The organism is Micrococcus sp. H39-S4 (assembly GCF_027158145.1).
GTDB classification, from domain to species: Bacteria; Actinomycetota; Actinomycetes; order Actinomycetales; family Micrococcaceae; genus Micrococcus; species Micrococcus luteus.
This window is the reverse complement of record NZ_JAPVLT010000005.1, coordinates 116,705-140,478: the sequence shown is the minus strand read 5'-3', so window position 1 is coordinate 140,478 and position 23,774 is coordinate 116,705. Positions and strand designations below refer to the sequence as shown.

21 protein-coding genes and 1 pseudogene are annotated in these 23,774 nt (G+C 72.9%); 10 read left to right on the top strand and 12 right to left on the bottom strand.

Features of this window, described 5'->3' with window-relative positions; genetic code table 11:
• Positions 1–22: 22 nt before the first annotated feature.
• The 4 genes from ruvB to O3T09_RS06875 all read right to left on the bottom strand — a co-directional run bounded on the left by ruvB (position 23) and on the right by O3T09_RS06875 (position 3,211).
• Complete coding sequence (gene ruvB / locus O3T09_RS06890) at positions 23–1,045, bottom strand: Holliday junction branch migration DNA helicase RuvB (RefSeq protein WP_144819690.1); 1,023 nt, start codon at positions 1,043–1,045, stop codon at positions 23–25.
• Positions 1,042–1,686, bottom strand: coding sequence for a Holliday junction branch migration protein RuvA (gene ruvA, locus O3T09_RS06885; RefSeq protein WP_049147639.1), 645 nt, complete (start codon positions 1,684–1,686; stop codon positions 1,042–1,044). The genes ruvB and ruvA overlap by 4 nt, the downstream gene beginning before the upstream one ends.
• A gap of 80 nt (positions 1,687–1,766) precedes the next feature.
• Positions 1,767–2,402 carry a crossover junction endodeoxyribonuclease RuvC gene (gene ruvC, locus O3T09_RS06880; protein WP_036317938.1) on the bottom strand — a complete coding sequence of 212 codons (636 nt, stop codon included), beginning with the start codon at positions 2,400–2,402 and terminating at the stop codon, positions 1,767–1,769.
• A gap of 47 nt (positions 2,403–2,449) precedes the next feature.
• A complete protein-coding gene (locus O3T09_RS06875; protein ID WP_049147641.1) occupies positions 2,450–3,211 on the bottom strand; it encodes a YebC/PmpR family DNA-binding transcriptional regulator in 762 nt (253 codons plus the stop codon).
• 99 nt (positions 3,212–3,310) lie between these two features.
• Between O3T09_RS06875 and O3T09_RS06870 the strand changes: the two genes are divergently transcribed.
• Positions 3,311–5,404 (top strand): M3 family metallopeptidase, encoded by a 2,094-nt coding sequence (locus O3T09_RS06870; protein WP_049147643.1) that lies wholly within the window; start codon positions 3,311–3,313, stop codon positions 5,402–5,404.
• Positions 5,405–5,410: 6 nt separating this feature from the next.
• Here O3T09_RS06870 and O3T09_RS06865 read toward each other — a convergent pair whose 3' ends face one another.
• On the bottom strand, positions 5,411–6,811 hold the full coding sequence (locus O3T09_RS06865; protein WP_144819013.1) for an alpha/beta hydrolase family protein: 1,401 nt from the start codon (positions 6,809–6,811) through the stop codon (positions 5,411–5,413).
• An 87-nt stretch (positions 6,812–6,898) separates the two neighbouring features.
• Between O3T09_RS06865 and msrB the strand changes: the two genes are divergently transcribed.
• The 4 genes from msrB (at position 6,899) to O3T09_RS06845 (ending at position 11,674) form a co-directional block, all read left to right on the top strand.
• Entirely contained in the window at positions 6,899–7,414 is a 516-nt protein-coding gene (gene msrB, locus O3T09_RS06860; protein ID WP_144819011.1) for a peptide-methionine (R)-S-oxide reductase MsrB, read from the top strand.
• Positions 7,415–7,489: 75 nt separating this feature from the next.
• Positions 7,490–8,104, top strand: coding sequence for a DUF3000 domain-containing protein (locus O3T09_RS06855; protein WP_098471753.1), 615 nt, complete (start codon positions 7,490–7,492; stop codon positions 8,102–8,104).
• Positions 8,105–8,175: 71 nt separating this feature from the next.
• Positions 8,176–9,426: a ribonuclease D gene (locus tag O3T09_RS06850; RefSeq protein WP_144819009.1), complete on the top strand. Its 1,251-nt coding sequence runs from the start codon at positions 8,176–8,178 to the stop codon at positions 9,424–9,426.
• 76 nt (positions 9,427–9,502) lie between these two features.
• The gene (locus tag O3T09_RS06845; RefSeq protein ID WP_186299591.1) at positions 9,503–11,674 is read left to right on the top strand and encodes a 3-hydroxyacyl-CoA dehydrogenase NAD-binding domain-containing protein; all 2,172 of its coding nucleotides are present in this window, start codon (positions 9,503–9,505) and stop codon (positions 11,672–11,674) included.
• A gap of 41 nt (positions 11,675–11,715) precedes the next feature.
• Here O3T09_RS06845 and O3T09_RS06840 read toward each other — a convergent pair whose 3' ends face one another.
• A complete protein-coding gene (locus O3T09_RS06840; protein WP_036382836.1) occupies positions 11,716–12,372 on the bottom strand; it encodes a hypothetical protein in 657 nt (218 codons plus the stop codon).
• 94 nt (positions 12,373–12,466) lie between these two features.
• On the opposite strand from O3T09_RS06840, the gene O3T09_RS06835 reads away from it, so the two are divergent.
• Positions 12,467–12,979, top strand: coding sequence for a Rieske (2Fe-2S) protein (locus tag O3T09_RS06835; protein WP_020627853.1), 513 nt, complete (start codon positions 12,467–12,469; stop codon positions 12,977–12,979).
• A 7-nt stretch (positions 12,980–12,986) separates the two neighbouring features.
• Here the strand turns inward: O3T09_RS06835 and O3T09_RS06830 are convergent, their stop codons facing one another.
• Genes O3T09_RS06830 through dxs form a run of 4 tightly spaced genes read right to left on the bottom strand, consistent with a single transcriptional unit; the run spans position 12,987 to position 16,824 of the window.
• A complete protein-coding gene (locus O3T09_RS06830; protein WP_020627854.1) occupies positions 12,987–13,316 on the bottom strand; it encodes a PLD nuclease N-terminal domain-containing protein in 330 nt (109 codons plus the stop codon).
• On the bottom strand, positions 13,316–14,290 hold the full coding sequence (locus O3T09_RS06825; RefSeq protein WP_036317666.1) for an aldo/keto reductase: 975 nt from the start codon (positions 14,288–14,290) through the stop codon (positions 13,316–13,318). Before O3T09_RS06825 ends, O3T09_RS06830 begins: the two co-directional genes overlap by 1 nt.
• Before the next feature lie 3 nt (positions 14,291–14,293).
• Positions 14,294–14,812 (bottom strand): hypothetical protein, encoded by a 519-nt coding sequence (locus O3T09_RS06820; RefSeq protein ID WP_036317662.1) that lies wholly within the window; start codon positions 14,810–14,812, stop codon positions 14,294–14,296.
• Positions 14,809–16,824 carry a 1-deoxy-D-xylulose-5-phosphate synthase gene (gene dxs / locus O3T09_RS06815; protein WP_020627857.1) on the bottom strand — a complete coding sequence of 672 codons (2,016 nt, stop codon included), beginning with the start codon at positions 16,822–16,824 and terminating at the stop codon, positions 14,809–14,811. The genes O3T09_RS06820 and dxs overlap by 4 nt, the downstream gene beginning before the upstream one ends.
• Before the next feature lie 501 nt (positions 16,825–17,325).
• Between dxs and O3T09_RS06810 the strand changes: the two genes are divergently transcribed.
• The 4 genes from O3T09_RS06810 (at position 17,326) to O3T09_RS06795 (ending at position 21,291) form a co-directional block, all read left to right on the top strand.
• The gene (locus O3T09_RS06810) at positions 17,326–17,913 is read left to right on the top strand and encodes a YdhK family protein (RefSeq protein WP_020627858.1); all 588 of its coding nucleotides are present in this window, start codon (positions 17,326–17,328) and stop codon (positions 17,911–17,913) included.
• Positions 17,914–18,002: 89 nt separating this feature from the next.
• Complete coding sequence (locus O3T09_RS06805) at positions 18,003–20,138, top strand: heavy metal translocating P-type ATPase (RefSeq protein ID WP_036382829.1); 2,136 nt, start codon at positions 18,003–18,005, stop codon at positions 20,136–20,138.
• An 11-nt stretch (positions 20,139–20,149) separates the two neighbouring features.
• Positions 20,150–20,485 (top strand): metal-sensitive transcriptional regulator, encoded by a 336-nt coding sequence (locus O3T09_RS06800; protein ID WP_020621614.1) that lies wholly within the window; start codon positions 20,150–20,152, stop codon positions 20,483–20,485.
• A 182-nt stretch (positions 20,486–20,667) separates the two neighbouring features.
• Positions 20,668–21,291, top strand: a complete 624-nt coding sequence (locus O3T09_RS06795; protein WP_144819003.1) for a CueP family metal-binding protein — start codon at positions 20,668–20,670, stop codon at positions 21,289–21,291.
• A 67-nt stretch (positions 21,292–21,358) separates the two neighbouring features.
• On the opposite strand, the gene O3T09_RS06790 is transcribed toward O3T09_RS06795, so the two are convergent.
• Positions 21,359–22,509 (bottom strand): IS3 family transposase gene (locus O3T09_RS06790; protein ID WP_269295453.1). Its coding sequence is split into 2 segments (ribosomal slippage): positions 21,359–22,239 and positions 22,239–22,509, totalling 1,152 coding nucleotides; the frame shifts between segments, so codons are not numbered across the junction.
• 369 nt (positions 22,510–22,878) lie between these two features.
• Positions 22,879–23,641: pseudogene (locus O3T09_RS06785) on the bottom strand (transposase); the annotation flags it as partial.
• Between the last annotated feature and the right edge of the window lie 133 nt (positions 23,642–23,774).

Genomic DNA, 23,774 nt, shown 5'->3' with positions numbered 1-23,774 from the left:
GTGTAGGGGCCCGCCCTGGGCGTCACGGCCCCGGCGTGGCCTCTGGAGCGGCGAGGCCCAGGTGCTCCCAGGCCCCCGGCAGCGCGACGCGGCCACGGGGGGTGCGCGCCACCATGCCCTCGCGGATGAGGAAGGGCTCGGCCACGGTCTCCACGGTCTCGGCCTCCTCCCCCACGGCGGTGGCCAGCGTGCTGAGCCCCACGGGCCCGCCGCCGAACGTGGTGCACAGGGCGGTGAGCACGGACCGGTCGAGCCGGTCCAGGCCCCGCCCGTCGACGTCGTACATGTCCAGGGCGGCGGCGGCGTCGTGCGGGCCGACCTCGGCCAGCCCCTTCACGAGCGCCCAGTCCCGCACCCGGCGCAGCAGCCGGTTGGCGATGCGCGGGGTGCCGCGCGAGCGCCGGGCGATCTGCCGGTACCCCTCCGTGGCCAGCCGCATGTCCAGCAGCAGGGCGGAGCGGCGCAGGACGCGCTCGAGCTCCTCCTCGGTGTAGAAGTCCAGGTGGCCCGTGAAGCCGAAGCGGTCGCGCAGCGGCCCCGGCAGGAGGCCGGCCCGCGTGGTGGCGCCCACGAGCGTGAAGGGCGGCAGCTCGAGCGGGATCGAGGTGGCGCCGGCGCCCTTGCCCACCACGATGTCCACGCGGAAGTCCTCCATGGCCATGTAGAGCATCTCCTCGGCCGGGCGGGACATCCGGTGGATCTCGTCGAGGAAGAGCACCTCACCCTCGGTGAGCGAGGACAGGATGGCCGCGAGGTCGCCCGCATGCTGGATCGCGGGGCCGGAGGACAGCCGCAGGGGGGCGTTCATCTCCGCGGCCACGATCATCGCCAGCGTGGTCTTGCCGAGCCCGGGCGGGCCGGAGAGCAGGACGTGGTCCGCGGCGCGGTCCCGCAGCCGGGCGGAGGCGAGCATGAGGTCCAGCTGCTCGCGCACCCGCATCTGGCCCACGAACTCGTCCAGGTGCTTGGGGCGCAGCGCGGCCTCGAGCCGGCGCTCCTCCGGGTCGACGGCCGCCGCGGACAGCGGTGAGGACTCCGCGCTCATCGCCCGCCTCGCACCGCGCCGGCCATGCCGACGTCGCGCAGGGTGGCGCGCAGCAGCGCGGCGACGTCGCGGCCCTCGTCCAGCTCCGGGCGGGCCGCCACGGTGGCCTCGACGGCCTTGAGCGCCTCCTTCTCGGACCAGCCCAGGCCGGCCATCGCCTGCACGACGTCGGCGTGCCAGAGCGCCTCGACGGTCGGCTCGGCGCTCGCCTCGGCCTCCGCCTCGGGCACCGGCTCCCCGGTGGGCGCGAGGCGGCCGGAGAGCTCGACGATGATCTTGCGCGCCATCTTCGGCCCGATGCCGGGCACGCGGGTGAGGGTCTTCTCGTCCTCCTCGGTGACCGCCCGGCGCACGGTCTCGGGGTGGTGGACGGAGAGGATCGCCAGGGCGAGGCGGGGACCCACGCCGTTGGCCGTGATGAGCACCTCGAACACCTCGCGCTCGTCGCGGTCCGCGAAGCCGTAGAGGGTCAGGGCGTCCTCCTTGACCACGAGGTGGGTCTGCACCGCCCCCGGCCGGCCCTCGTGCAGGGTGGACAGCGTCTGCGGGGTGGCGGAGAACTGCACACCCAGGCCGCCGACGGCGATGACCGCCCGGTCGAGGGCCACGTGCTCGACGGTGCCGCTGAGCGAGGCGATCATGAGGGGCCCTCCTGTCGGGACGGACGGACGCCGGTCGGCGCGGATTCGAACATATCATCGAACGCCGGCCCGGCAGCGGCTTACCGGCGACGCCCGCCGCCCGCCGAGCGCTCGGCGTCGAGCCAGGCCCGCTGCGCGGCGGTGAGCTGGCCCCGCGGGCGGGCGCGCGCGGGCGCCTTGGCGGCGAACTGCGAGCGCCCCGCCCGGGAGGCGAGGTCTGCGGTGTCGAGGCCGGTCTGGCCGGCGGCCGCGCCGAGGGCGGTGCCGCGCCAGCCGTGGGCGATGGCCAAGGCGAGGGCGTCGGCCGCGTCGGCCGGGCGCGGCGGGGCGTCGAGGCGGAGGATCCGGGTGACCATCGTGGTGACCTGCTCCTTGCCCGCATCGCCGTGTCCGGTGACGGCGGCCTTGACCTCGGAGGGGGTGTGCAGGCCCACGGGGACGCCGGCGCGCGCGGCCGCGGCGATCGCCACGCCCGCGGCCTGGGCCGTGCCCAGCACGGTCGGCGTGTTCGTGTTCGCGAACATGCGCTCGACGGCGGCGCGATCGGGCCGGTGCGCGGCGAGGACCGCGGAGACGGCCTCGTCGATGCGCAGGAGGCGCTGGTCCAGGGGGGCGGTGGGCGGGGTGCCCGTGACCTCGACGTGGACGAGCGCGGCCCGCCGTCGCGCGTCCACGTCCACCACGGCGATCCCGCAGCGGGTGAGCCCCGGGTCCACCCCGAGGATCCGGACGACGTCGGCGGGCCGGCGCGCGCTCAGCGCGATCAGTCCTCGTCGAGCTCGGCGAGGACCTCGGGGGCGATGTCCACGTTCGAGAAGACGTTCTGGACGTCGTCGAGGTCCTCGAGCGCATCGGCCAGCTTGAGGAAGGTGCGGGCGCCCGACGCGTCCAGGTCCACCTTCATGGTGGGGACGAACTCGAGCTCGTCGGACTCGTACTCCACGCCCGCCTCGTCGAGGGCCTTGGCCACGGACTGCAGGTCGGAGGGGTCCGAGAGGATCTCGAAGGAGTCGCCGGAGACGACGACCTCCTCGGCGTCCGCGCCGCCCTCGAGCACGGCCTCGAGCAGGCCGTCCTCGGTGTTGCCCTCGGTGGGCAGGCGCACGAGGCCCTTGCGCTCGAAGAGGAAGGAGACGGAGCCGGAGTCCGCCATGGTGCCGCCGTTGCGGGTGACGGCCGCGCGCACGTCCGCGGCGGCGCGGTTCTTGTTGTCGGTCAGGCACTCGACCAGCAGCGCCGAGCCCTGGGGGCCGCGGACCTCGTACATGATCTCGGCGTAGTCGATGACCTCGCCGGTCAGGCCGGCGCCGCGCTTGACGGCGCGGTCGATGTTGTCGTTGGGCACCGAGGCCTTCTTGGCCTTGGACACGGCCAGGTCGAGGGCGGGGTTGCCGGCGACGTCGGGTCCGCCGGCACGTGCCGCGACCTCGATGTTCTTGATGTACTTCGCGAACGCCTTGGCGCGCCGCGCGTCGATGACGGCCTTCTTGTGCTTGGTGGTCGCCCATTTGGAATGTCCTGCCATCACGCCTCCTCAGGTCTGGATCTCGTCTGCTGGCTCGACCGCCCAGTCTAGCGACGCCCGGTGGGGTGGCGCGGATCACGGCTGACTACACTCGCGCCCATGACCCACACCTCCGCGCCCTCCGTCCTGCCCGCCGACCACCCGCTGGCGACCCCCTCCGACCTGCCCTACGGGCTGCCCGACTTCTCCGCCGTCTCCGACGCGCAGCTGGCCGAGGCCGTGCGCGCGGGGATGGCGGCCCAGCGCGCCGAGGTCGACCAGATCCTCGGGGCGGCCACGGCGCCGACCTTCGAGAACACCGTCCGCGCGCTCGAGCTGTCCGGCCAGCTGCTGCGCCGCTCCGCCGCCATGTTCTTCACGCTCGTCGGCTCGGACGGCACGGACGCGCGGCAGGCCCTGGCAGAGGAGCTCTCCCCCGAGCTCGCGGCCCACGAGGACGCGATCCTGCTGGACCCGCGGCTGGCGGCGCGCGTCGCGGCGATCGACGACGGCGGCCTCACGGGCGAGGACGCCCGCCTGCTGGAGGCGCTGCGCCTGCGCCTCTCCCTGGCGGGGGCGGACCTGGACGACGCCGCGCGCGAGGAGCTGCGCGGGATCAACACGGAGCTGGCGTCCCTCTCGGCCGCCTACACGCGCCGCCTCGTCGCGGACACCGCGGCCCGCGCCGTGCTCGTCACGGACCGCGAGCGCCTGGCCGGTCTGAGCGAGGACGACCTGGCCGCGGCGGCGGGGGCGGCCGCCGAGGCGGGGCACGGGGACGGGGACGCGGCGGCGGGCCCGTGGCTGCTGACGCTGTCCCTGTTCACGTCGCAGCCGTGGCTGGCGTCCCTGCAGGACGAGGGGATGCGGCGCGAGGTGTTCGAGGCGTCGACGGGCCGGGGCGGGGCCGGGGAGCACGAGACGCTGACGACGGCGATGGCGATGGTGCGGCTGCGGCTGCGCAAGGCGCGGCTGCTGGGGGCGCAGAGCTGGGCCGAGCAGGCGCTGAAGGACCGGGCGGCGCCGTCGACGGCGGCCGTGGAGGAGCTGCTGGCCGCGATGGCGCCGCGGGCGATGGCCAACGCGCGGGCGGACGCGGCGACGGCGGCGGCGCACGCGGGCCGGACGGACGCCGAGGTGGCCCCATGGGACTGGCCGGCGCTGTCCGCGGCGTACGCGCGGGAGGAGTTCGCGGTGGACGCGGACGCCCTGCGCCCGTACTTCGAGCTGGACCGGGTGCTGACCGAGGGCGTGTTCGCGGCGGCGACGGCGCTGTACGGGCTCACGTTCGCCGAGCGCCCGGAGCTGGCGCGGCACCTGTACCGCCCCGGGATCCGGGTGTTCGAGGTGACGGGTGAGGACGGTGCCGGGGTGGGTCTGTTCGTCGCGGACCTGTTCGCGCGGCCGACCAAGTCGGGCGGTGCCTGGATGCACACGGTGCGGGACATGGCGGACGCCCTGGGCGAGCGCCCGGTGGTGTTCACCACGATGAATGTGCCGGCCCCGGCGGCGGGGCGTCCGGCCCTGCTGACGCTGGATGAGGCCACGACGCTGTTCCACGAGTTCGGCCACGCCCTGCACGGGCTGCTGGCCCGGGGCGAGTACGCCTCGCTCACCGGGACGAACGTGCCGCGCGACGTCGTCGAGTTCCCGTCGCAGGTTAACGAGGTGTGGCTGCGCGAGCCGTCCCTGCTGGCCGCGTACGCGCGGCACGTGGAGTCGGGCGAGCCGCTGCCGGCGGGGACGCTGGAGCGGCTCGAGGCGGCGGACCTGTGGGGCGAGGGGCACCGCACGGTCGAGTATTTGGGCGCGGCGCTCGTGGACTGGGCCTGGCACTCGCTGACGGAGGAGACGGTGGACGCCGCCACGGCCGACCCGGCCGCGTTCGAGCGCCGGGTGCTGACCGAGGCGGGCATCGACCCGGACCTGGTGCCTCCGCGCTACGGCACCGGCTACTTCAAGCACATCTTCGGCGGCGGCTACGCGGCCGGGTACTACTCCTACGTGTGGGCCGAGGTGCTGGACGCGGACGCCGTGGAGTGGTTCCGCGAGCACGGCGGGATGACGCGGGAGAACGGCCGCCGGTTCGCGGACGAGCTGCTCTCGCGGGGCGATACGCGTGACCTGCTGGAGTCCTACCGCGCGTTCCGTGGCCGGGACGCCGAGCTCGAGCCGCTGCTGCGCCGTCGGGGGCTGGCGGACGCCGCGGCCTGAGCGCGGTCAGCGCCCCCGGCCGCCGGGGCGGGGGGCGCTGAGCACGGCGCGCAGCCAGCCGCGCACGGTGGTGTCCCACTTGCGCGGGTCCACGTTCTGCTCGCGGGTGTGGCGGGCCTGGTGGAAGCGGACGAACCGCACGAGGTCCGGGTTGCGCTCGGCCAGGTCCTGCGAGGGGCCGACGGGCACGTACTCGTCGTCCTCGGAGTGCAGGATCAGCGTGGGCACACGCACGTGGTCGGCGCGGGTCACCCAGTCCAGGGCCTTGAGGTCCACGGGGGCGGCCAGGCCCGTGATGAACCGGCCGGCCCGGTTGGCCAGCAGCCACTGGCCGAGCAGGCCCACGGCTTCGGGGATCCGGTTGAGCCGGGCCTGGTGGCGCAGCACGTCCACCCAGTCGATGACGGGGCCCGTCAGGACCACGCCGCGCACGTGCGGGGCCAGCGGGGAGCGGTCCACGGTCTGCAGCACCACGGCCCCGCCCATGGACCAGCCGAAGAGGACGACGTCCCGGGCGCCGTGGTCGAGGGCGTAGCGGATGGCCGCCTCGACGTCCTCCCATTCGGTGGTGCCGAGCCCGTAGCGGGCGTCGGCGGCGTCCGGGGCGTCGCCGTCGTTGCGGTAGGAGATCAGCAGCGACGTCATGCCCAGGCGGCGGGCGGTCGGCACGGCGCGGATGCCCTCGTTGCGGCGCGCGCCGCGGCCGTGGACCATCACCGCCCACAGCCCCTCCGCGGGACGGGGTTCGCCGTCCTCGCTGGGGTCCGGCTCGATGCGCCATGCGCGGGCGTGGCCGCCGGGCACCGGCACCTGCACGTCCTCGGCGTCGAGCCCGGCGTCGGCGGGGGTCGGGTAGACAAAGCCGGTGAACCGGCCCCGGGTCGCCGTCGTCAGATCGCCGGAGAAGACCTCCTCGACCGCGCGCTGCACCGTGCCGTCCCGGGGGTCGAAGGAGGTGATCTCCCCGATGCGGGCGCATCCGGCGCCGTCGTCGAACGTGAGGGAGTACTGGCCGGGCACGGTGGTGTACTCGTCGGCCTGCAGGATCACGTCCTGCCCGGCGGGCGTGTCGACGACGGCGAGGATCGGCGTGGACTCGGCGTGGCGGCGCACGGGGGTCACCACGGTGCGGGCGAACACGCCTGCGAGCGCCGAGCTCGCCCCGGCCAGCACGAAGGCGGAGGCCGCGGCGACGCTGAGCACGGGCGGGGCCCAGCGGGCCACCGGGGAGGCCACGGCCACGCCGCCGCGCACCGATCCGGTGACTCCGCGGCGGACCAGGCGGCCCGCTCGGCGGACGCGGGACTCGCGACTCCCGGCCCGCCGGGCTGCCACGGTGACGGCGGCGGCCAGGGCGGGCGGCAGGTCGGCGGGGCGGGGACGGGGACGGCGGGGTCGTGCGGCCATGCGCGCCATTGTCCTCCACGGGCGGGCGCGCCCGCCAATGCGGCGCCGGTCGGGAACACGACGGCGCTCCGGACCGTTGCACCGGGCATGACCGAGACTCCCCACACCCCCCATGACGGCCCCACCCCCGACCCCGCGCGGGACGCCCCGGCTCCCGAGCAGACCCTGGCCGCCCCGGGCGGCGCCCGCCTGACGGACGAGGAGTGGGCCCGACGGCTCACGCCCGAGGAGTTCCAGGTGCTGCGCCGGGCCGGCACGGAGCGGCCCTTCACGGGCGAGTACTGGGACTCGCACGTGAAGGGCGTGTACGCGTGCCGGGCGTGCGGGTCCGAGCTGTTCCGCTCGGACGAGAAGTTCGACGCGCACTGCGGCTGGCCCTCGTTCTTCGCGCCGCTCGCGGAGGACCGGGTGGAGTACCTGAAGGACACCACCCTGGGCATGGAGCGGATCGAGGTGCGGTGCGCGGCGTGCGGCTCCCACATGGGTCACGTCTTCGCGGGCGAGGGCTACGACACCCCCACGGACCTGCGCTACTGCATCAACTCGATCTCGCTGCGCCTGGCCCCCGCCGACGACGCGGCGGCCCCGGACGGGGCGCGCTGAGCCGGTGCGGGAGCGCCGTGGCCTCCACGGCGCGCCCCCGCGGACCGGTGGGCCCCGCGGCCTAGGCTGACGGGCATGAGCGTGATCGGGCCCCGTCGCCTCTCCGCCGCCCCCGGGGCGGTCGAGGCGCCCGTGCCGCCGGGGGTGTTCCGGCGTGCCCTGGCGGACCTGCGCGATGCGCGGCCGCGGACCGAGGTGCGGCTGCGGGAGATCCCGGCGCCCGAGGGGCAGGCGCCCTTCGCCGTCGCCCTCGCCGCCGACGTGTGCGGCGGGCCGGGGGCGACCGGCGGCGTGCTGGCCACGGGGCGGTTCGTCCTCCTGCACGACCCGGCCCCGGACGCCCGGTGGCCGGGAGGCTTCCGGGCGGTGACCTGGATCCGTGCGAGCCTGGAACCGGACGTCGCACTGGACCAGCTGGCCGGCGCCGTCGCGTGGACGTGGCTCGTGGAGGCGCTCGAGCGCCGCCACGCCGAGCACTCCCACGCCGGCGGCACCGCGACGCGCAGCATCGCGGAGGGCTTCGGGACGCTCAGTGCGGCCCCGGACACCACCGACATCGAGCTGCGCGCCTCGTGGACCCCAGCCCCGCGGGACCTCGGCTCGCATCTCGAGGCGTGGTCGGACATGATCTGCGCGTTCGCCGGCCTGCCGCCGGAGCACGCCGCGGACGTCTCCACGGCCGGCCCCTGACCGCGCGCCCGCGCCTGAGACGCACGTGGCCCCGGCCCGTCCCCGCCCCGACCTCCCCGAACAGGAGCAGCATGACCGACGCCCCCGAGACGGCCGCCCCGGACGCGCCCCCGCGGCTGATCGCCACACCGGCCGGTGGAGTCCCCCGGCTCACCGACACCCGCGCGGGCCTGGAGGCCTGCGCCGCGGCGCTCGCCGCGGGGACCGGGCCCGTCGCCATCGACGCGGAGCGCGCCTCCGGGATCCGGTACGGCCAGCGGGCTATGCTCGTCCAGCTCAAGCGCGAGGGCGCCGGCATCTGGCTCGTCGATCCCGAAGCCCTCGACGGGCTGGCCCCGCTGCAGGAGGCCCTCGCGGGCGTCGAGTGGATCCTGCACGCGGCCAGCCAGGACCTGCCCTGCCTGGCCGAGCAGGGGCTGCGCCCCGATCGGCTGTTCGACACCGAGCTCGCGGCCCGGGTGTCCGGCCTGCCGCGCGTCGGCCTGGCCGCGGTCCTGGAGGAGCTGCTGGGGGTCACCCTCGCCAAGGAGCATTCGGCCGCCGACTGGTCGGTGCGTCCGCTGCCCGAGGCGATGCTCACCTACGCGGCGCTCGACGTCGAGCTGCTCGTCCCGCTGCGCGAGGCCCTGATCGCGCGCCTCGAGGCCGACGGCAAGCTCGCGTGGGCCGAGCAGGAGTTCGAGCACGTGCGCACGGCCCCGCCGCCCACGCCGAAGAAGGACCCCTGGCGCGGCACCTCGGGCTCCCAGACGCTGCGCCGCCCCGTGCAGCGCGCGGTCCTCAAGCGCCTGTGGGAGGCCCGCGAGGACCTCGCCCGCCACCGCGACGTCGCCCCCGGCCGGCTCATCCCGGACCGGTCGATCGTCGCCGCCGCGGCCGCCCAGCCGCGCACCGTCCCCGCCCTGCGCCAGACCTCCGGCTTCCACGGCCGCGCCGCGAGCCGCGAGGCCCCGCGCTGGATCGCCGCGATCCGGGCCGGCGTCGAGGACGCCGAGCGGGGCGACGCCCCCGCGGCGCAGATCCGCACCGGGGACGGCCCGCCCCCACCCCGGGCCTGGAAGGACCGGGACCCGGTGGCGGACCGCCGCCTGCGCACGGCCAAGGCCCGCGTCGCCCGACGGGCCGAGCAGCTGGGGATGCCCACCGAGAACCTCCTCACCCCGGACACCCTTCGGCGGATCTGCTGGACCCCGCCCGCCCCGATCACCCCCGAGACCGTCGACGCGTTCCTGACGGAGCGGGGCGCGCGCCCGTGGCAGGTGGAGAACGTCGGCGCGATCGTCACGGTCGCGCTCCTCGACCCCGATCCCGCCGGCGCCTGAGCCCCCGACGCGGCCGGCCGGATCGGTCCGTCGCGTCGCGTCGACGCGGAGGCTACTCGCCGGTAGTGTGACCCGCATGACATCCGTTTCTCTTGCTTCCTTCGACCACCTGCCCGCCCTGGCCCCGGATGAGGTCGTCACCACCGTCACCGTGACCGACCACGCCCTGCCCGAGGGTGCGGGCACGCTCGCGCTGCTCACGCTGGACAACGGGCAGGGACCCCGCCGGCCCGCGACCCTGGGCCCGGCCACGCTCCTCGGCCTCGGCCGGGTGCTCGACGAGCAGGCCGCCCGGGCCGCCGCGGGCGAGATCCAGGCCCTGGCCGTGACCGGTGTGGAGGGGACCTTCGCGGCCGGGGCGGACCTGTCCCTGATCGCGGGCCTCACCGACGACGTCGGCCGCGACCTGGCCCTGCTCGGCCACGCCGTCTACGACCGGCTCGCGGCCCTCGAGATCCCCACGGTCGCGCTCGTGAACGGCCTCGCCCTCGGCGGCGGCCTCGAGCTGGCCCTGGCCGCCGGACACCGCGTGGTGGCCGCCGATGCGAAGGGCTTCGGCCTGCCCGAGGTCCGGCTCGGCCTGATCCCCGGCTGGTCCGGCGTGTGGCGCGTGCCCCATCTGATCGGCCCGGAGGCCGCCGTCGACGTCGTGCTGAAGAACCCCCTCGACGACAACCGCATGCTCGACGCCCGCGCGGCGCACGGGCTCGGCCTGATGGACCGGATCGTGGAGGGGGACCTCCTCGACGCGGGCCTCGAGCTCGCCGCCGCCCTGGTCGCCGGGGACGAGTCCGTGGCGGCCGAACTGGCCGCCCACCGCGACCGCGACGTGTCCGACGCCGCCTGGGACCGTGCCCTGGCGGCGCTGGAGCGGCTGCAGGACGCTCGCCCCGGACGCCACCTGCCGGCACGCCGCCACCTGGAGGACCTGTTCACCGGCGCCCGCACGCGCACCCGCGCCGAGTCCGCCCAGGCCGAGGCGGACGCCCTCGGGACCCTGCTGCACTCCCCCGAGTTCCGCCGCACCGTGTACGCGTTCCTCGACCTCGTCCAGGGCCGCGCCAAGCGCCCCGCCGGCGACCCGGGCCGCGAGCTCGCCCGCGAGGTCCGCAAGGTCGGCATCGTCGGTGCAGGCCTGATGGCCGGCCAGCTCGCCCTCGTCTTCGCCCGGCACCTGCGGGTGCCCGTCGTCATGACGGACATCGACGCCGAGCGCGTCGAGCGCGGCCTGGCGGGCGTGCGCGCGCAGGTCGAGAAGATGGTCTCCCGTGGACGGCTCTCCGCCGAGGACGGCCAGGCCCTGGCCGGGTTGATCACCGCGGACACGGACAAAGCCGTGTATGCGGACGCCGACGTCGTCATCGAGGCCGTCTTCGAGGAGCTCGAGGTCAAGCGCACCGTCTTCCGCGAGCTCGAGGGCATCGTGCGTGAGGACGCCATCCTGATGACCAACACCTCGAGCCTGTCCGTGGCCGCCATGGCCGAGGTCCTCGAGCATCCCGAGCGCCTCGTGGGCTTCCACTTCTTCAACCCGGTGGCGGTCATGCCGCTCGTGGAGATCGTGCGGACCGAGGCGACGACGGACGAGGTCGTGGCCACCGCGTTCGAACTGACCCGCCGGCTCCGCAAGACCGGCGTGCTCGTCCACGACGCCACCGCGTTCGTGGTCAACCGCGTCCTGCTGCGCATGATGGGCGAGGTGCAGAACTCCTTCGACGAGGGCACCGACGCGCACGAGGCCGACCACGCGCTGGACCCGCTGGCCCTGCCGATGACGCCGTTCACCCTCCTGGCCATGGTCGGCATCCCCGTGGCCCAGCACGTGTCCGAGTCCCTCTCCGCGTCCTTCGGCGCGGAGCGCTTCCCGGTCTCGGCGAACCTGCAGCGCCTGATCGACGCCGGCAAGACCGCGATCTGGGCCAAGGACGTCCGCCCCGACCGGCGCGACGAGGAGGCCGCCGGCGCGACCGGCGAGCAGATCCCGGAGGCGACCGCGGCCCTGCTGGAGCAGGGCTCGACCCCGCAGACCTCCGAGGAGCTGCTGCGCCGGGTCGAGGACGCGCTGGCCGAGGAGATCGGCCTGCTCCTGGACGAGCGCGTCGTCGCGGCCCCCGAGGACGTGGACCTGTGCATGATCCTCGGCGCCAACTGGCCCCTGCACCTGGGCGGCATCACGCCGTACCTGGACGACTGCGGGGCCGCCGAGCGGGTGAACGGGCGGCGCTTCCACCCGGCCGCGCAGGCCTGACCGGCCCCGGCCGGGCCGTCCGCGACGGCCCGGCCCACGGCTCAGGCGATCGGCAGCCCGGCGAACGTCACCACGTGCGCGTCGAGCCCGGCGGTCGCCGCGGCCTGGTCGGCCACGGGGGTCGAGGCGGTGCCCCCGCCCCAGTCGGAGGCGACCACGGCGCCCTCGCGCACGAGGTGCGCCCCCAGCTCCACGCCGTCCGCGACGACGGCCACCCGCACGTCCGACCCGCCCGCGTCCGCCGGGCGCAGCTCGGCGCGGGGCACGCGCAGCCCGCCCTGCAGGGGCGAGGCCTCCTCGAGCCGGTCCACGGCGAGCGGGCCCTCGGCGGCCACCCGCGCGAGGAGGAGGTACTCCGCGTACGAGGGCAGCACCGCGGCGTCGATGCCGGCCCGCTCACGGTCGATGCGCACCCGCTGGGCTCCGGCGGAGTCCTCGTGGGTCGTCCATGCCCAGCCGTCCCCGTCGGGCGTGAAGCCGACCTGCGTCTGGGCGAGGTAGCGCTCGGGCAGTCCACCGCGGGCGGCGCGCTGGGCGGGCGTGGGGGCGAAGCCCATGCGGGTGGTCAGCACGCCGTCCTCCAGCACCCGGTGCAGGAAGCCGACGTGCACGTCGTCGAGGGTCACGGCCTCCCACCGCTCGAAGGGAGTGAGGTCGAAACGGGCGGCGCCGGTGGGGCGCGGGGCGGGGTGGGTCACGGCGGTGCTCCTGGGGCTCGGGGGTCCGTCCCCCCGATCCTCGCACCCGTCGGGCCCGGTCGCATCCGCCCTCGCCACGGGCGATAATGGGTCGATGACCACGCAGGACTCCCCCCTCACCCCGAACTCCTCCCGGTCCGGCTGCTGCGACGACCACGCCCGCCCGGACACCTCCCGCCGCACCGTCCTGGGCCGCGGCGCCGCCGTCGCCGCCGCGGGTGCCGGCACACTCGCGCTGGCCGGCTGCACGGACCGGCTGCGTGAGAAGGACACCGCGCAGGACCACTACACCGGCTCCGACGCCGTCGACGCGCTGCCCGCCGCCGAGCTGCCCGTGGGCGCCTCCCGGGAGGTGCAGGTGCAGGGTCGGACGCTGATGATGCATCGCGTGGACGAGACCACGGTGACCGCCTTCACCAACGTGTGCACGCATCAGGGCTGCCTGCTCCAGGTCGTGGACCGGCAGGAGGGCCCGGCCTACGCCTGCCCCTGCCACGGCTCGCACTTCGACGTCACCTCGGGGAAGCCGTTCGGCGGCCCGGCCCGCAAGGCCCTCATGGACTACGACGCGGCCGTCGTCGACGACCGCATCGTCGTCAAGCTCTGAGCCCGGCTCATTCCTCCGGCGCGCCGTAGCGCCGGCGCGGGGGCACCACGACGGCGGAGCGGTCGTTGGGGTCCCACGCCGGCTGCTCGCGCCGCCGCGCCGGGTAGTAGCGGTGCCGCCACCAGAACCAGATGAGCGCCCCCAGCACCGGCAGCAGCAGCATGAGGCCGACCCACGGCAGGCGCGCCCGGGCGTCCAGGGGGCTGCGGCCCAGCGAGACGAAGCCGGCCACCCACAGCGCACCGGCCACGACGGACACGGTCCAGCCCAGGGCGGCCTCCCCCGGCGTCGGCACGAGCGGGGTCGCGGCGGCCGCGCCGGTCAGCGCGCCGGCCATCAGAAGAGCGCGACCTTCTCCGGGCCCGGGAACAGGGCGTCCAGCTCGGCCAGGTCCTCCGCGGTGGCGAGCCAGTCGGCCGCCGCCGCGTTCTCCACGACCTGCGCGGCACGGGTGGCGCCGGCGATCACGGAGGACACCGGCCCCTGCGCCGCCAGCCACCCGATCGCGGCCTGGACCTCGGTGATCCCCCGCTCCCGGGCGAACCGGCCGAACGCGGCCAGCTGCTCCAGGTCGGCGTCGGCCACCATGTGCTGGCGCACGTGGGACAGGCGCGAGCCCTCGGGGGCGTCGCCCTGCGAGTACTTGCCCGTGAGCAGCCCGTTGGCCAGCGGGAAGTACGGCAGGACGCCGAGCCCGAACTCGGCCGCCGCCGGGACCACCTCGAGCTCGGCCCGGCGGTCCAGCAGGTTGTAGTGGTTCTGCGCGGACACGAAGCGCTCCACGCCCAGCTCGCGGGCCACGTACTCGGCCTGGGCGATCTGCCACCCGGCCCGGTTCGAGTGGCCCACGTAGCGGACCTTGCCGGCGCGCACGAGGTCGTCGAGCGCGCGGAGGGTCTCCTCGATGGGCGTGGCCGGGTCCGGGGTGTGGAACTGGTAGAGGTCGATCCAGTCGGTGCCGAGGCGGCGCAGGGAGTCCTCGACGGCGCGCACGATGTACCGGCGGGAGCCCCGCGCGCCGCCGTCGTCGCCGGCGACACCGCCCATGTCCATGCCGAACTTGGTGCCGATCACCACCTCGTCGCGGCGGGCGCCCAGGGCGCGGCCGAGCCGCTCCTCGGACAGGCCGGGCTCGGCGCCGTAGACGTCGGCGACGTCGAAGAAGGTGATGCCGGCGTCGAGCGCGGCGTGGACGACGGCGTCGGTGCCGGCCTGCTCCAGCGTGGCGGTGCCGGGGCGGCCGAGGTTGTTGCAGCCCAGGCCGACGACGGAGACGGTCAGCCCGGAGCGGCCGAGACGGGTGTGGCGCACGGGTCAGCCCTCCTGCTCTGCGGTGCGGACGTCCACCTTGTTCGGCTGCACGCCGTCGGCGCGCTTGGCGGCCGCCGGGATCTCGGCGGCGGCCTTGCGGGCGTGGGGGGTCCGGACGCGCAGCACGAGGGCACCGGCCTCCTCGACGACGTCCTCGACCTCGCCAAGACCGCGCCAGGCCAGCTGGTGGGTCACCTCGACGCGCAGCCGTTCCACGGTGCGCCGCTCGATCACCGTGGCCTCCCGGCCGCGGAGCCGGTAGGCCACCGGCAGCACGGCGAAGGTCGCGGGGTCCGCCTCGGCGAAGCCCTCCTCCGCGCCCTGCGCCACGAACGCGGCCAGCAGCTGATCACCCTCGACCTGGTCGGCCAGGGGCTGCTCCCCGACGGTGCCGGGCTGGCCGACCCGGCCGTGGTGGACCACGAACTCCCCGGCCTCCGCGTCGGCCCATGCCTCGCGGTACTCGAAGAGCCGGGTGCCGTCGTCGCCGACGGTCTCACGGTACAGCCGGACGATGCTCATGCCTGCTCCTGGTGGTGGGGGGCGGCCGCGTCCTCGGGGACGGGCCGGGCGTACGGGACCTTGGCGCCGAGGACCTGGGCGACGGTGTCCTGGGTGATGCGCTGCGCGGTGAGGCCCACGCGGGCCAGCACCTGCTCGCGGCTGCCGTGGGCGAGGAACTCGACCGGCAGGCCGACCTCGTTCAGGGCGGTGTCCACGCCGGCCGCGCGCATCTCCTGCCGGATCCGCGAGCCGACGCCGCCGGCCCGCACCCCGTCCTCGAGGCACACGACGATCCGGTGGCGGGCGGCCGTGTCGATCACGGACCGGGCCACGGGCAGGACCCACCGCGGGTCGATCACCGTGGCGCTGATGCCGTGCCGCTCGAGCCGTTCGGCGACGTCGAGGCCGAGCTCGGCCATCGCGCCCACCGCCACGATCAGCACGTCCCGCTCGGCGCCGTCGCGTCCGCCGGCCTCGCCGCGCCGGGCGAGCACGTCCGTGCCGTCCGACAGCCGCTCCAGGGCGCGCACCGGCTCGCCGACCGAGCCCTTCGCGAACCGCACCACGGTGGGCGCGTCCTCGACGGCGACGGCCTCGCGCAGCTCCTCCCGGAGCGTGTCCGCGTCGCGGGGCGCGGAGATCCGCAGCCCCGGGACCGACTGCAGCAGGGCCAGGTCCCACATGCCGTGGTGGCTCGGGCCGTCCGGCCCGGTGACGCCCGCGCGGTCCAGCACGAACGTCACGCCCGCACGGTGCAGGCCCACGTCCATGAGCACCTGGTCGTAGGCGCGGTTGAGGAAGGTCGCGTAGACGGCCACCACGGGGTGCAGGCCGCCGAAGGCCATGCCGGCGGCCGACGTGACCGCGTGCTGCTCGGCGATGCCGACGTCGAACACCCGGTCCGGGTGGGCCAGCGCCATCGGGGCCAGGCCCACGGGGTTCTGCATGGCGGCGGTGATGGCCACGACGTCCGGCCGCTCGTCCGCGATCGCGACCATCTCCTCGCCGAACACGGAGGTCCAGGACTGGGCCGTCGACGAGGTGATGGGCTCGCCCGTGGAGGGGTCGATCACGCCGATCGCGTGGAACTGGTCCGCCTCGTGCGCGACCGCCGGCGCGTAGCCGTGCCCCTTCTCGGTCATCGCGTGGACGATCACGGGCCCGCCGTACGCCCGCGCGTCCTCGAGGGCCTCCTCCATGGCGGTGAGGTCGTGACCGTCCACCGGACCGATGTACTTCATGCCCAGGTCCTCGAACAGGCCCTGCGGCGCCCAGAGGTCCTTGAGGCCCTTCTTCGCCGCGTGCAGCGGCCGGTACACCAGCTCACCCGCGAGGCCGGCCTCCTGGAGGCGGCGCTTGAGGTAGTCGAGGGTCTGCTCGTAGCGGTGGTGGGTGCGCACCTTGTCCAGCACCCCGCGGCGCAGTCCGCCCAGGTGCTCGGCGACGCCGCCCACCGTGGGCGCGTACGAGCGGCCGTTGTCGTTGACCACGATCACCACGCGCCGATCCCGGCCGGCGGCGATGTTGTTGACCGCCTCCCAGGCCATGCCCCCCGTGAGCGCGCCGTCGCCGATCACGGCCACCACGGTGCGGTCCCCCTGCCCGGTCTGCGCCCAGGCCCGCGCGATGCCGTCCGCCCAGGAGAGCGAGCTGGAGGCATGCGAGGACTCCACCACGTCGTGCTCGGACTCGGTGCGGTCGCCGTAGCCGGACAGGCCCCCCTCCTGGCGGAGCGTCGTGAAGTCCTGGCGCCCCGTGAGCAGCTTGTGCACGTACGACTGGTGGCCCGTGTCGAAGATGACCGCATCCTTCGGCGACTCGAACACGCGGTGCACGGCCAGCGTCAGCTCGACGACGCCCAGGTTCGGTCCGAGATGGCCACCCGTCTTGGAGACGTGGGCGATCAGGTAGGCGCGGATCTCCGCCGCCAGCGCGGTCAACTGGTCCTCCGTGAGGGCCGACAGGTCCGCCGGGCGGGCGATCTGCGGCAGCAGCGGGGCGCCGGGGCTCGTGGGGGGCAGATGTTCCATGGTGCGACCAGCCTACTCCGCGGGTCCGCGCCCGGGCGGGACGCGGGCGGCGGCCCGCGCGGGCGGGCCCCGTGGATCAGGCCTTCGCGGCGATCTGACGGAGCACGTACTGAGACATGCTTCGCTCTGCCTGGCGATAGTTGCACAGCTTCCGTCGGCTCTCAGGATCCCTGTCTCGATGGGACGCCCGACGATGCAACCGTACAAGACCAATTTCTCTTGGGTGATCGGCGGTACTGGGATCGTCTTCTCACCACGGTGATGTTCACGAGACGACGCAGCCGATCCCGTCACGACGGCGAGCGAGGTGAGCCCGTCCGTTCGGGCCTCGATTCCATCTGCGACCAGGGCCGCCGAGCCGATGTTCTCCATCGCAGCCTCAGCGCTGCCACCCCGGGTCGACTGGATCTTGGCCGGGCGATTCCACGCCCGCCGATCGACATCGACTTGATACCCGGGAGGGGTATAGCGTTGACTGGACCAGAACGAACAGGAGACTTCATGCGCAAGCACCTCAAGACCACCGTCGCCGCAGGAGTGCTCGGAGGAGCGCTCGTGTTCACCGGCTGCAGCACCGGCGGCGACCAGGACCAAGGGACCCCCTCGACGACCAGCCAGCACGAGGGCCACGGCAGCAGCTCTGACAGCGGCGGGATGGAGCATCCGATGGACGGCGGCCCCGCCCCCGAGGGCATCGAGACGGCTGCGTCGCCCACATACCCGGTCGGCACCGAGGTCACGCTCACCGCCGACCACATGGAGGGCATGGACGGTGCGAACGCGATGATCGCCGGCGCGTACGACACGTACACCTATGCGGTGGACTTCACGCCGTCCGCAGGCGGGGAGCCGGTCAAGGATCACAAGTGGGTCGTCCAGCAGGAGATCAAGGACGCCGGAGATGAACGTCTGGCCGACGGCACCGAGGTCACTCTCGAGGCCGAACACATGGAAGGCATGAAGGGCGCGAAGGCGACCATCGCCTCCTCCACCGAGGAGACCGTCTACATGGTCGATTACGAGTCCGACGGCATGACGATGACCAACCACAAGTGGGTCGTCGAGAGCGAGCTCAAGCCGGCCTCCTGAGCCGATCGCCGCGGGCGCGCTGAAGGTCCGCGGCGAAATACGACCCGATCGAAGGAAAGATCGGGGAATGACGAGGGGAAGCGAAGAGCATGACGGACCCGACCACGCATCACCATGACCACGCCGGCGTCGCGACCACCGAGTCCGGCCACCGTGACGACTCGCGCGCCGAGAACGAAGACCACACCATGGAACACGGTGACCACGCCGGGCACGGTCATCACGGCGGTGGTCACGCGGGCCACGGCGACCACGTCGGCCAGTTCCGGCGGCTGTTCTGGATCAATCTGATCATCGCCATCCCGGTGGTCGCGTTCTCCCCCATGTTCGCCATGCTCCTGGGCTACTCGGTCCCCAGCTGGGCGGGCTGGGTCGCCGCAGTCCTCGGCTCCGTCATGTACGCCTGGGGCGGCACCCCGTTCCTCACCGGTGCTGTCAGCGAGCTGAAAAGCCGCCAGCCGGGGATGATGCTGCTCATCGCGCTCGGCATCACCGTAGCGTTCCTCGCCTCCTGGGCCGCCACTGTCGGTCTCGTCCACCCCGAGCTCGAGTTCTGGTGGGAGTTGGCGCTGCTGATCGTCATCATGCTGCTGGGCCACTGGATCGAGATGCGCTCACTGGCCCAGACCACCTCGGCGTTGGACTCCCTCGCCGCGCTGCTCCCTGACGAGGCTGAGCGTATAGAGGGAGACGACGTCGTCAAGGTCGACCCGGCAGAGCTGCGCGTCGGCGACGTCGTCATCGTCCGGCCTGGCGGCAGCGTCCCCGCCGACGGCACCATCGTCGACGGCCGCGCCGACATGGACGAGTCCATGATCACCGGCGAATCACACCCCGTCGCCCGCGGCGAGGGCGAGAACGTCACCGCCGGCACCGTGGCCACCGACTCCGGCCTGCGCGTAGAGATCACCGCCACCGGCGACGACACGGCTCTGGCGGGCATCAACAGGCTCGTCGCCGAGGCGCAGGGCTCATCTTCCCGTGCCCAGCGCATCGCCGACCGGGCTGCGGCCCTGCTGTTCTGGTTCGCCCTCGGAGCTGCGCTGATCACCGCCGTCGTCTGGACGCTCTTCGGGCTCCCCGACGACGCGGTCGTTCGCACCATCACTGTCCTCGTCATCGCCTGCCCCCATGCGCTGGGTCTGGCGATCCCTCTGGTCGTGTCCATCGCCACCGAGCGCGCCGCCCGCGGCGGCGTCCTGATCAAGGACCGCCTCGCCCTGGAGTCCATGCGCCAGGTCGACGCGGTGCTCTTCGACAAGACCGGCACCCTGACCAAGGGCGAGCCCACCGTCACCGGCGTGGAGCCGACCGGCGGCCTGAATGCCGAACAGCTTCTCGCCCTGGCCGCCTCCGCCGAGGCCGACAGTGAGCACCCCCTCGCCCGGTCCATCGTCACCGCCGCCAAGGAGAAGGGCCTCGCCGTCGAACCGGCCAGCGGGTTCACCTCCTCCCCGGCGGTCGGCGTCACCGCGACGGTGGCCGACCATGAGATCCGCGTCGGCGGACCCCGTCTGCTCGAGGAGACCGGCCAGGACGAGATCGGTGTCGCCGACGAATGGCGGGCAGAGGGTGCGATCATCCTGCACGTCCTCCGCGACGGCAAGGTCATCGGCGGTCTCAAGCTCGCCGACGAGGTTCGCCCAGAGTCCCGCGACGCCGTCGATGCGCTCCATCAGCTCGGCGTCGAGGTCGTCATGATCACCGGCGACGCGGAAGCCGTGGCGAACGAGGTGGGAAGAGAGCTCGGCATCGACCGGGTCTTCGCCGGCGTCCGCCCCGAGGACAAATCCGCCAAGGTCGACCAGCTGCAGAAGGAGGGCAAGAAGGTCGCCATGGTCGGCGACGGCGTCAACGACGCCCCTGCCCTGGCCCAGGCCGACGTCGGCATCGCCATCGGGGCCGGCACCGACGTCGCCATCGCCTCTGCAGGTGTCATCCTCGCCAGCTCCGACCCGCGTAGCGTGCTCTCGGTGATCCAGCTCTCCCGTGCCGCATACCGTAAAATGAGGCAAAACCTGTGGTGGGCTGCAGGGTACAACTTGCTCTCTGTGCCGCTCGCGGCTGGCGTGCTCGCACCCGTCGGCTTCGTCATGCCGATGTCAGTAGGTGCGATCCTGATGTCGATCTCCACCGTCGTCGTCGCGCTCAACGCCCAGCTGCTGCGTCGCATCGACCTCGCCCCAGATGCCAGCACCCGCTCCGTCCTGGAGCACCAGAAGTGAAGGACGCACTCGTGACCACTGAAACTGCAGCCGATGAGACCGGTGCCGACACCGGAGCCCATCGGCACGGCTACATCAGTGACAAGGACCGTTACCGCAACCGCATGAAGCGCATCGAAGGCCAAGCCCGCGGCATCACGAAGATGATCGACGACGAAAAGTACTGCATCGACATCCTCACCCAGGTCTCGGCCCTCACCCGCGCCCTGCAAGGAGTGGCGACCGGTCTGCTCGATGACCACCTCAAGCACTGCGTGCTCGACGCCGCCAAGAAAGGCGATGAAGACGCGGCCATCACCAAGATCCAGGAGGCCACCGACGCCATCAATCGCCTCGTGCGCTCCTGACACCATCCGATTTCGTCAACACAGGGTGCTTCGGACCGGTGGACCCCAGATCAGGACAAGGCTCTTGATGTCTCCGGGCAGGCGTGCTTTGCACCTCGTCGCGCCCTTGGCACCGGCGAACTCGGGATGCCTTCTGTCTAACCTGACGACATGAACACGTTCACCTGAGAAAAGAGTTGGGCATGCCACTTGCCATTGTTGCTCCGATCCAGTCCTCCAGGAGCCGCCTGAGGATCTGCGCGGCCTTGACCGGTCTGGCGACCAGCGCCGTCCTCCTGCTCAGCGGCTGTGCTGATGCGGGACCGTCCGCTGATGCAGGATCCGATCACTCACTGGTGGTCGAGCACAATCTAGACGGATTGAATGCTCGCGAGATCATCACGCGCCTCGACTCAACGAAGGTGACAGATCGCTCGTCTGAATTCATCGCGTCGATTGAACCCGACCAGCTTGTACTGACCGACGATCAGAACAATCAGACCACCGTGCCGATGCCAGAAGACGAGTTCTACGTCTCTATCGCCCCGTATCGCAGCCAGACTCACGAATGCTACTTCCACAGCCTCACGACCTGCACCGGCGAACTCGCCAATACTGACGTCCACGTCACCGTGGTCGAGGCGACGTCCGGGGAGACCCTCCTCGATGAAACGCTGACGACGTACGACAACGGATTCGTCGGGGTCTGGCTGCCGCGTGGAATTGACGCTACTCTCACTGTCTCAGCTGAAGGCCGCACCGCGAAAAAGGCCATCTCGACCCGCCCCGACGACCCCACCTGCTTGACCGGTCTTCAGCTGGTTTAAGGCCCAGGTCTCATGCTCCTCTGCAGCGCCGACAGATCAGGCGTCGAGACGTCCTGAGCCGCCCCCTTCATTCGGTCCGGACGTTCTGTGAGTCGTCGGTTTCCATTTGATGGGTGCACTGCCGAGCGTACTCGGCTGGGGTTAGGTAGCCGAGCGAGGAGTGCCGGCGGTGGTGGTTGTACTCGTCCTTCCAGTCGCCGATGATGACCTGTGCGTGCAGCAGCGAGTAGAAGCTGTTGATGTTGAGGCACTCGTCGCGGATCCGGCTGTTGAACGACTCGACGTACCCGTTGCGCCACGGCGAGCCCGGAGGGATGTAGGACAGGCCGGTGCGGGTGCCGGCCCAGTCGGCCATCGTCTCGCTGATGAACTCCGGCCCGTTGTCCGACCTGAGCACCGCCGGGGCGCCCCGGGCGGCGACGAGGTCCTCGAGGTGGGCGGTGAGTCGGTCGGCGGTAATCGAGCGCTCCACGAGCCCGCCGATGCACTCCCGGGTGTGTTCGTCGACGATCGAGCAGATCTTGATCGGTCGTCCGTGCTCGTCGGCGTCGAACTGGAAGTCCACCGCCCACACCACGTTCGGCGCGTCCGCCGTCGGCGCGTCGACGGTCGAGGACCCGACGCGCTTGCGTCGACGCCGCTGCGGGACCCGGAGCCCTTCGTCACGCCACAGGCGTTGGATCTTCTTGTGGTTCACCACCGGCCCCTCGGCGCGGGCGTCGTGATACGCCCGCCGATACCCGTAGCGGGGATGGTCCTTCGCCCAGGCGCGCAGCCACTCCCTGAGCGCCCGATCCGGGTCCGCGACCGTGTCGCCCTTGAGCGGTCGCCGGTACGCGGAGCGGCTCAGCCCGACCAGACGGCACGCCATCCGTTCGCTCACCCGCAACTTGCGCTTGAGGTGATCGACGGCGGCGCGGCGCCTGTCCGGGCTTAGAAGTTTCCCTCAGCCAGCTCCTTGAGCGCGGCCTTCTCCAGCTCCGCTTCCGCGAGCAGACGCTTCAGGGTCGCGTTCTGCTTCTCCAGCTCCTTCAGGCGCTTTGCGTCGTCGGCCTTGAGGCCGCCGTACTGGTTCCGCCACCGGTAGTACGTCTGCTCGGACACCCCGAGCTCCCGGCACACCGCCGCGACGTCCTGACCATCGGCGAGCATCCTGTCGGCCTGCCCGAGCTTACGGACGACCTGCTCGGGGGTGTGACGCTTCCTGCTGTTCGTCATGATCTGACCAGTCTCCCTGCCCGCGACCGCGGGCAACAGGACGACTCTCATAACGACTGGACCTACGAAACGGGGTCAGCCCAGTCCCATCCTTGGACTCCCACAGGGTCTCGGCGTCCCGATGTGAGGATTCGCCCGAGAGCCGGCTTCAGAGTCATCGCAGGGCATCACCAGACCGGGCTGAAGCCTCGTCGACCAATATCAACCAGTGCCAACTGAAGAGCACTACATCGCTCACTCTGTTTCACGATGTGCATTTCGGGGGATCCTCTCTGTCCAGGTCCTCACGCTCATACCTGCCGGTGCTGAGCCTCGCCGAGCTTCTCGAGCACTTGACCTGGATCGTCGATCAGTTCGAACACGCCACTCGGGCGTGTCCGACAATGCCGTCGACCACGCGAGCACAGCATTCAGGACCACGGCAGCCCAGTACACGATCGCGTACTCGTCGTACCTGCTCGCCAGGCCCGGCCATTGCTTCAGGTGCGCGTCCTGGCGCTCGATCACGTTCCGGCCCGTGTAAGCCTCCGAGTCCAGGCCCACGGGTCGGCCGCCGGCCGAGCCGCGGCGTCTGCGGTGGCCCTGCTGGTCAGCCGGTTGGGGAGGACGGCCTTGATGCCACCGGCGCGCAGATGGGTGCCGATCGCCCGCGATGAGTACGCCCTCTCGCCCAGCACCGTCGACCAGCTGATGGGTCTTCGTGCTCAGCCCGCTCCGTGAGCGCCCGAGGCCGTGATCGGCGGGCTCTTCACGCGGATTCCTTGTCGTTCGATCCAGCCCCTCTGAGCCGGGTGGTGTTCCTCGCGTGCTGATGGGCGCGGGCGATCGTGGAGTCGACCGAGACCGACCAATCGATCAGGATTTCGGCATCCGCTGCAGGTGGTCCGTGTTGCCAGCACCGTGTCCCAGGTGCCCTCTTCGGCCATGCGGCCGTGCCAGGTCCACACTACTCAGCCAGGGCCCGGAGACCTCGGGCAGGTCCCGCCACGGGATCGAAGCACCTGTCCCGGTGGATGATGGCTTCGACCCTCGTGCGGTCATCGGCGAACGGCCGCCCCTGCCGGCCCGTGCAGGCGGGGAGCATCTGGAACCGGGACGTGTCTTCGAGGGCGCCAGCCGACCCTGGATTCATTGTCAGACACGCCCTAGGCCCGTCTGGCCCGAGGGTGAGCCGGACTCTGAACTGGGGGATGAAGAGCGGTCGTGCACCGGGGTCGGCCCCAGCGGCCACGACGACGGCGGCCCCCCCCCCCCCCCCCCCCACG

Bases quoted from the DNA above. Each gene is read 5' to 3' on its own strand.
- ruvB (WP_144819690.1), bottom strand. From the start codon at position 1,045: ATGAGCGCGGAGTCCTCACCGCTGTCCGCGGCGGCCGTCGACCCGGAG.
- ruvA (WP_049147639.1), bottom strand. From the start codon at position 1,686: ATGATCGCCTCGCTCAGCGGCACCGTCGAGCACGTGGCCCTCGACCGG.
- O3T09_RS06875 (WP_049147641.1), bottom strand. From the start codon at position 3,211: ATGGCAGGACATTCCAAATGGGCGACCACCAAGCACAAGAAGGCCGTC.
- O3T09_RS06870 (WP_049147643.1), top strand. From the start codon at position 3,311: ATGACCCACACCTCCGCGCCCTCCGTCCTGCCCGCCGACCACCCGCTG.
- O3T09_RS06865 (WP_144819013.1), bottom strand. From the start codon at position 6,811: ATGGCCGCACGACCCCGCCGTCCCCGTCCCCGCCCCGCCGACCTGCCG.
- msrB (WP_144819011.1), top strand. From the start codon at position 6,899: ATGACCGAGACTCCCCACACCCCCCATGACGGCCCCACCCCCGACCCC.
- O3T09_RS06855 (WP_098471753.1), top strand. From the start codon at position 7,490: ATGAGCGTGATCGGGCCCCGTCGCCTCTCCGCCGCCCCCGGGGCGGTC.
- O3T09_RS06850 (WP_144819009.1), top strand. From the start codon at position 8,176: ATGACCGACGCCCCCGAGACGGCCGCCCCGGACGCGCCCCCGCGGCTG.
- O3T09_RS06845 (WP_186299591.1), top strand. From the start codon at position 9,503: ATGACATCCGTTTCTCTTGCTTCCTTCGACCACCTGCCCGCCCTGGCC.
- O3T09_RS06835 (WP_020627853.1), top strand. From the start codon at position 12,467: ATGACCACGCAGGACTCCCCCCTCACCCCGAACTCCTCCCGGTCCGGC.
- O3T09_RS06830 (WP_020627854.1), bottom strand. From the start codon at position 13,316: ATGGCCGGCGCGCTGACCGGCGCGGCCGCCGCGACCCCGCTCGTGCCG.
- O3T09_RS06820 (WP_036317662.1), bottom strand. From the start codon at position 14,812: ATGAGCATCGTCCGGCTGTACCGTGAGACCGTCGGCGACGACGGCACC.
- dxs (WP_020627857.1), bottom strand. From the start codon at position 16,824: ATGGAACATCTGCCCCCCACGAGCCCCGGCGCCCCGCTGCTGCCGCAG.
- O3T09_RS06810 (WP_020627858.1), top strand. From the start codon at position 17,326: ATGCGCAAGCACCTCAAGACCACCGTCGCCGCAGGAGTGCTCGGAGGA.
- O3T09_RS06805 (WP_036382829.1), top strand. From the start codon at position 18,003: ATGACGGACCCGACCACGCATCACCATGACCACGCCGGCGTCGCGACC.
- O3T09_RS06795 (WP_144819003.1), top strand. From the start codon at position 20,668: ATGCCACTTGCCATTGTTGCTCCGATCCAGTCCTCCAGGAGCCGCCTG.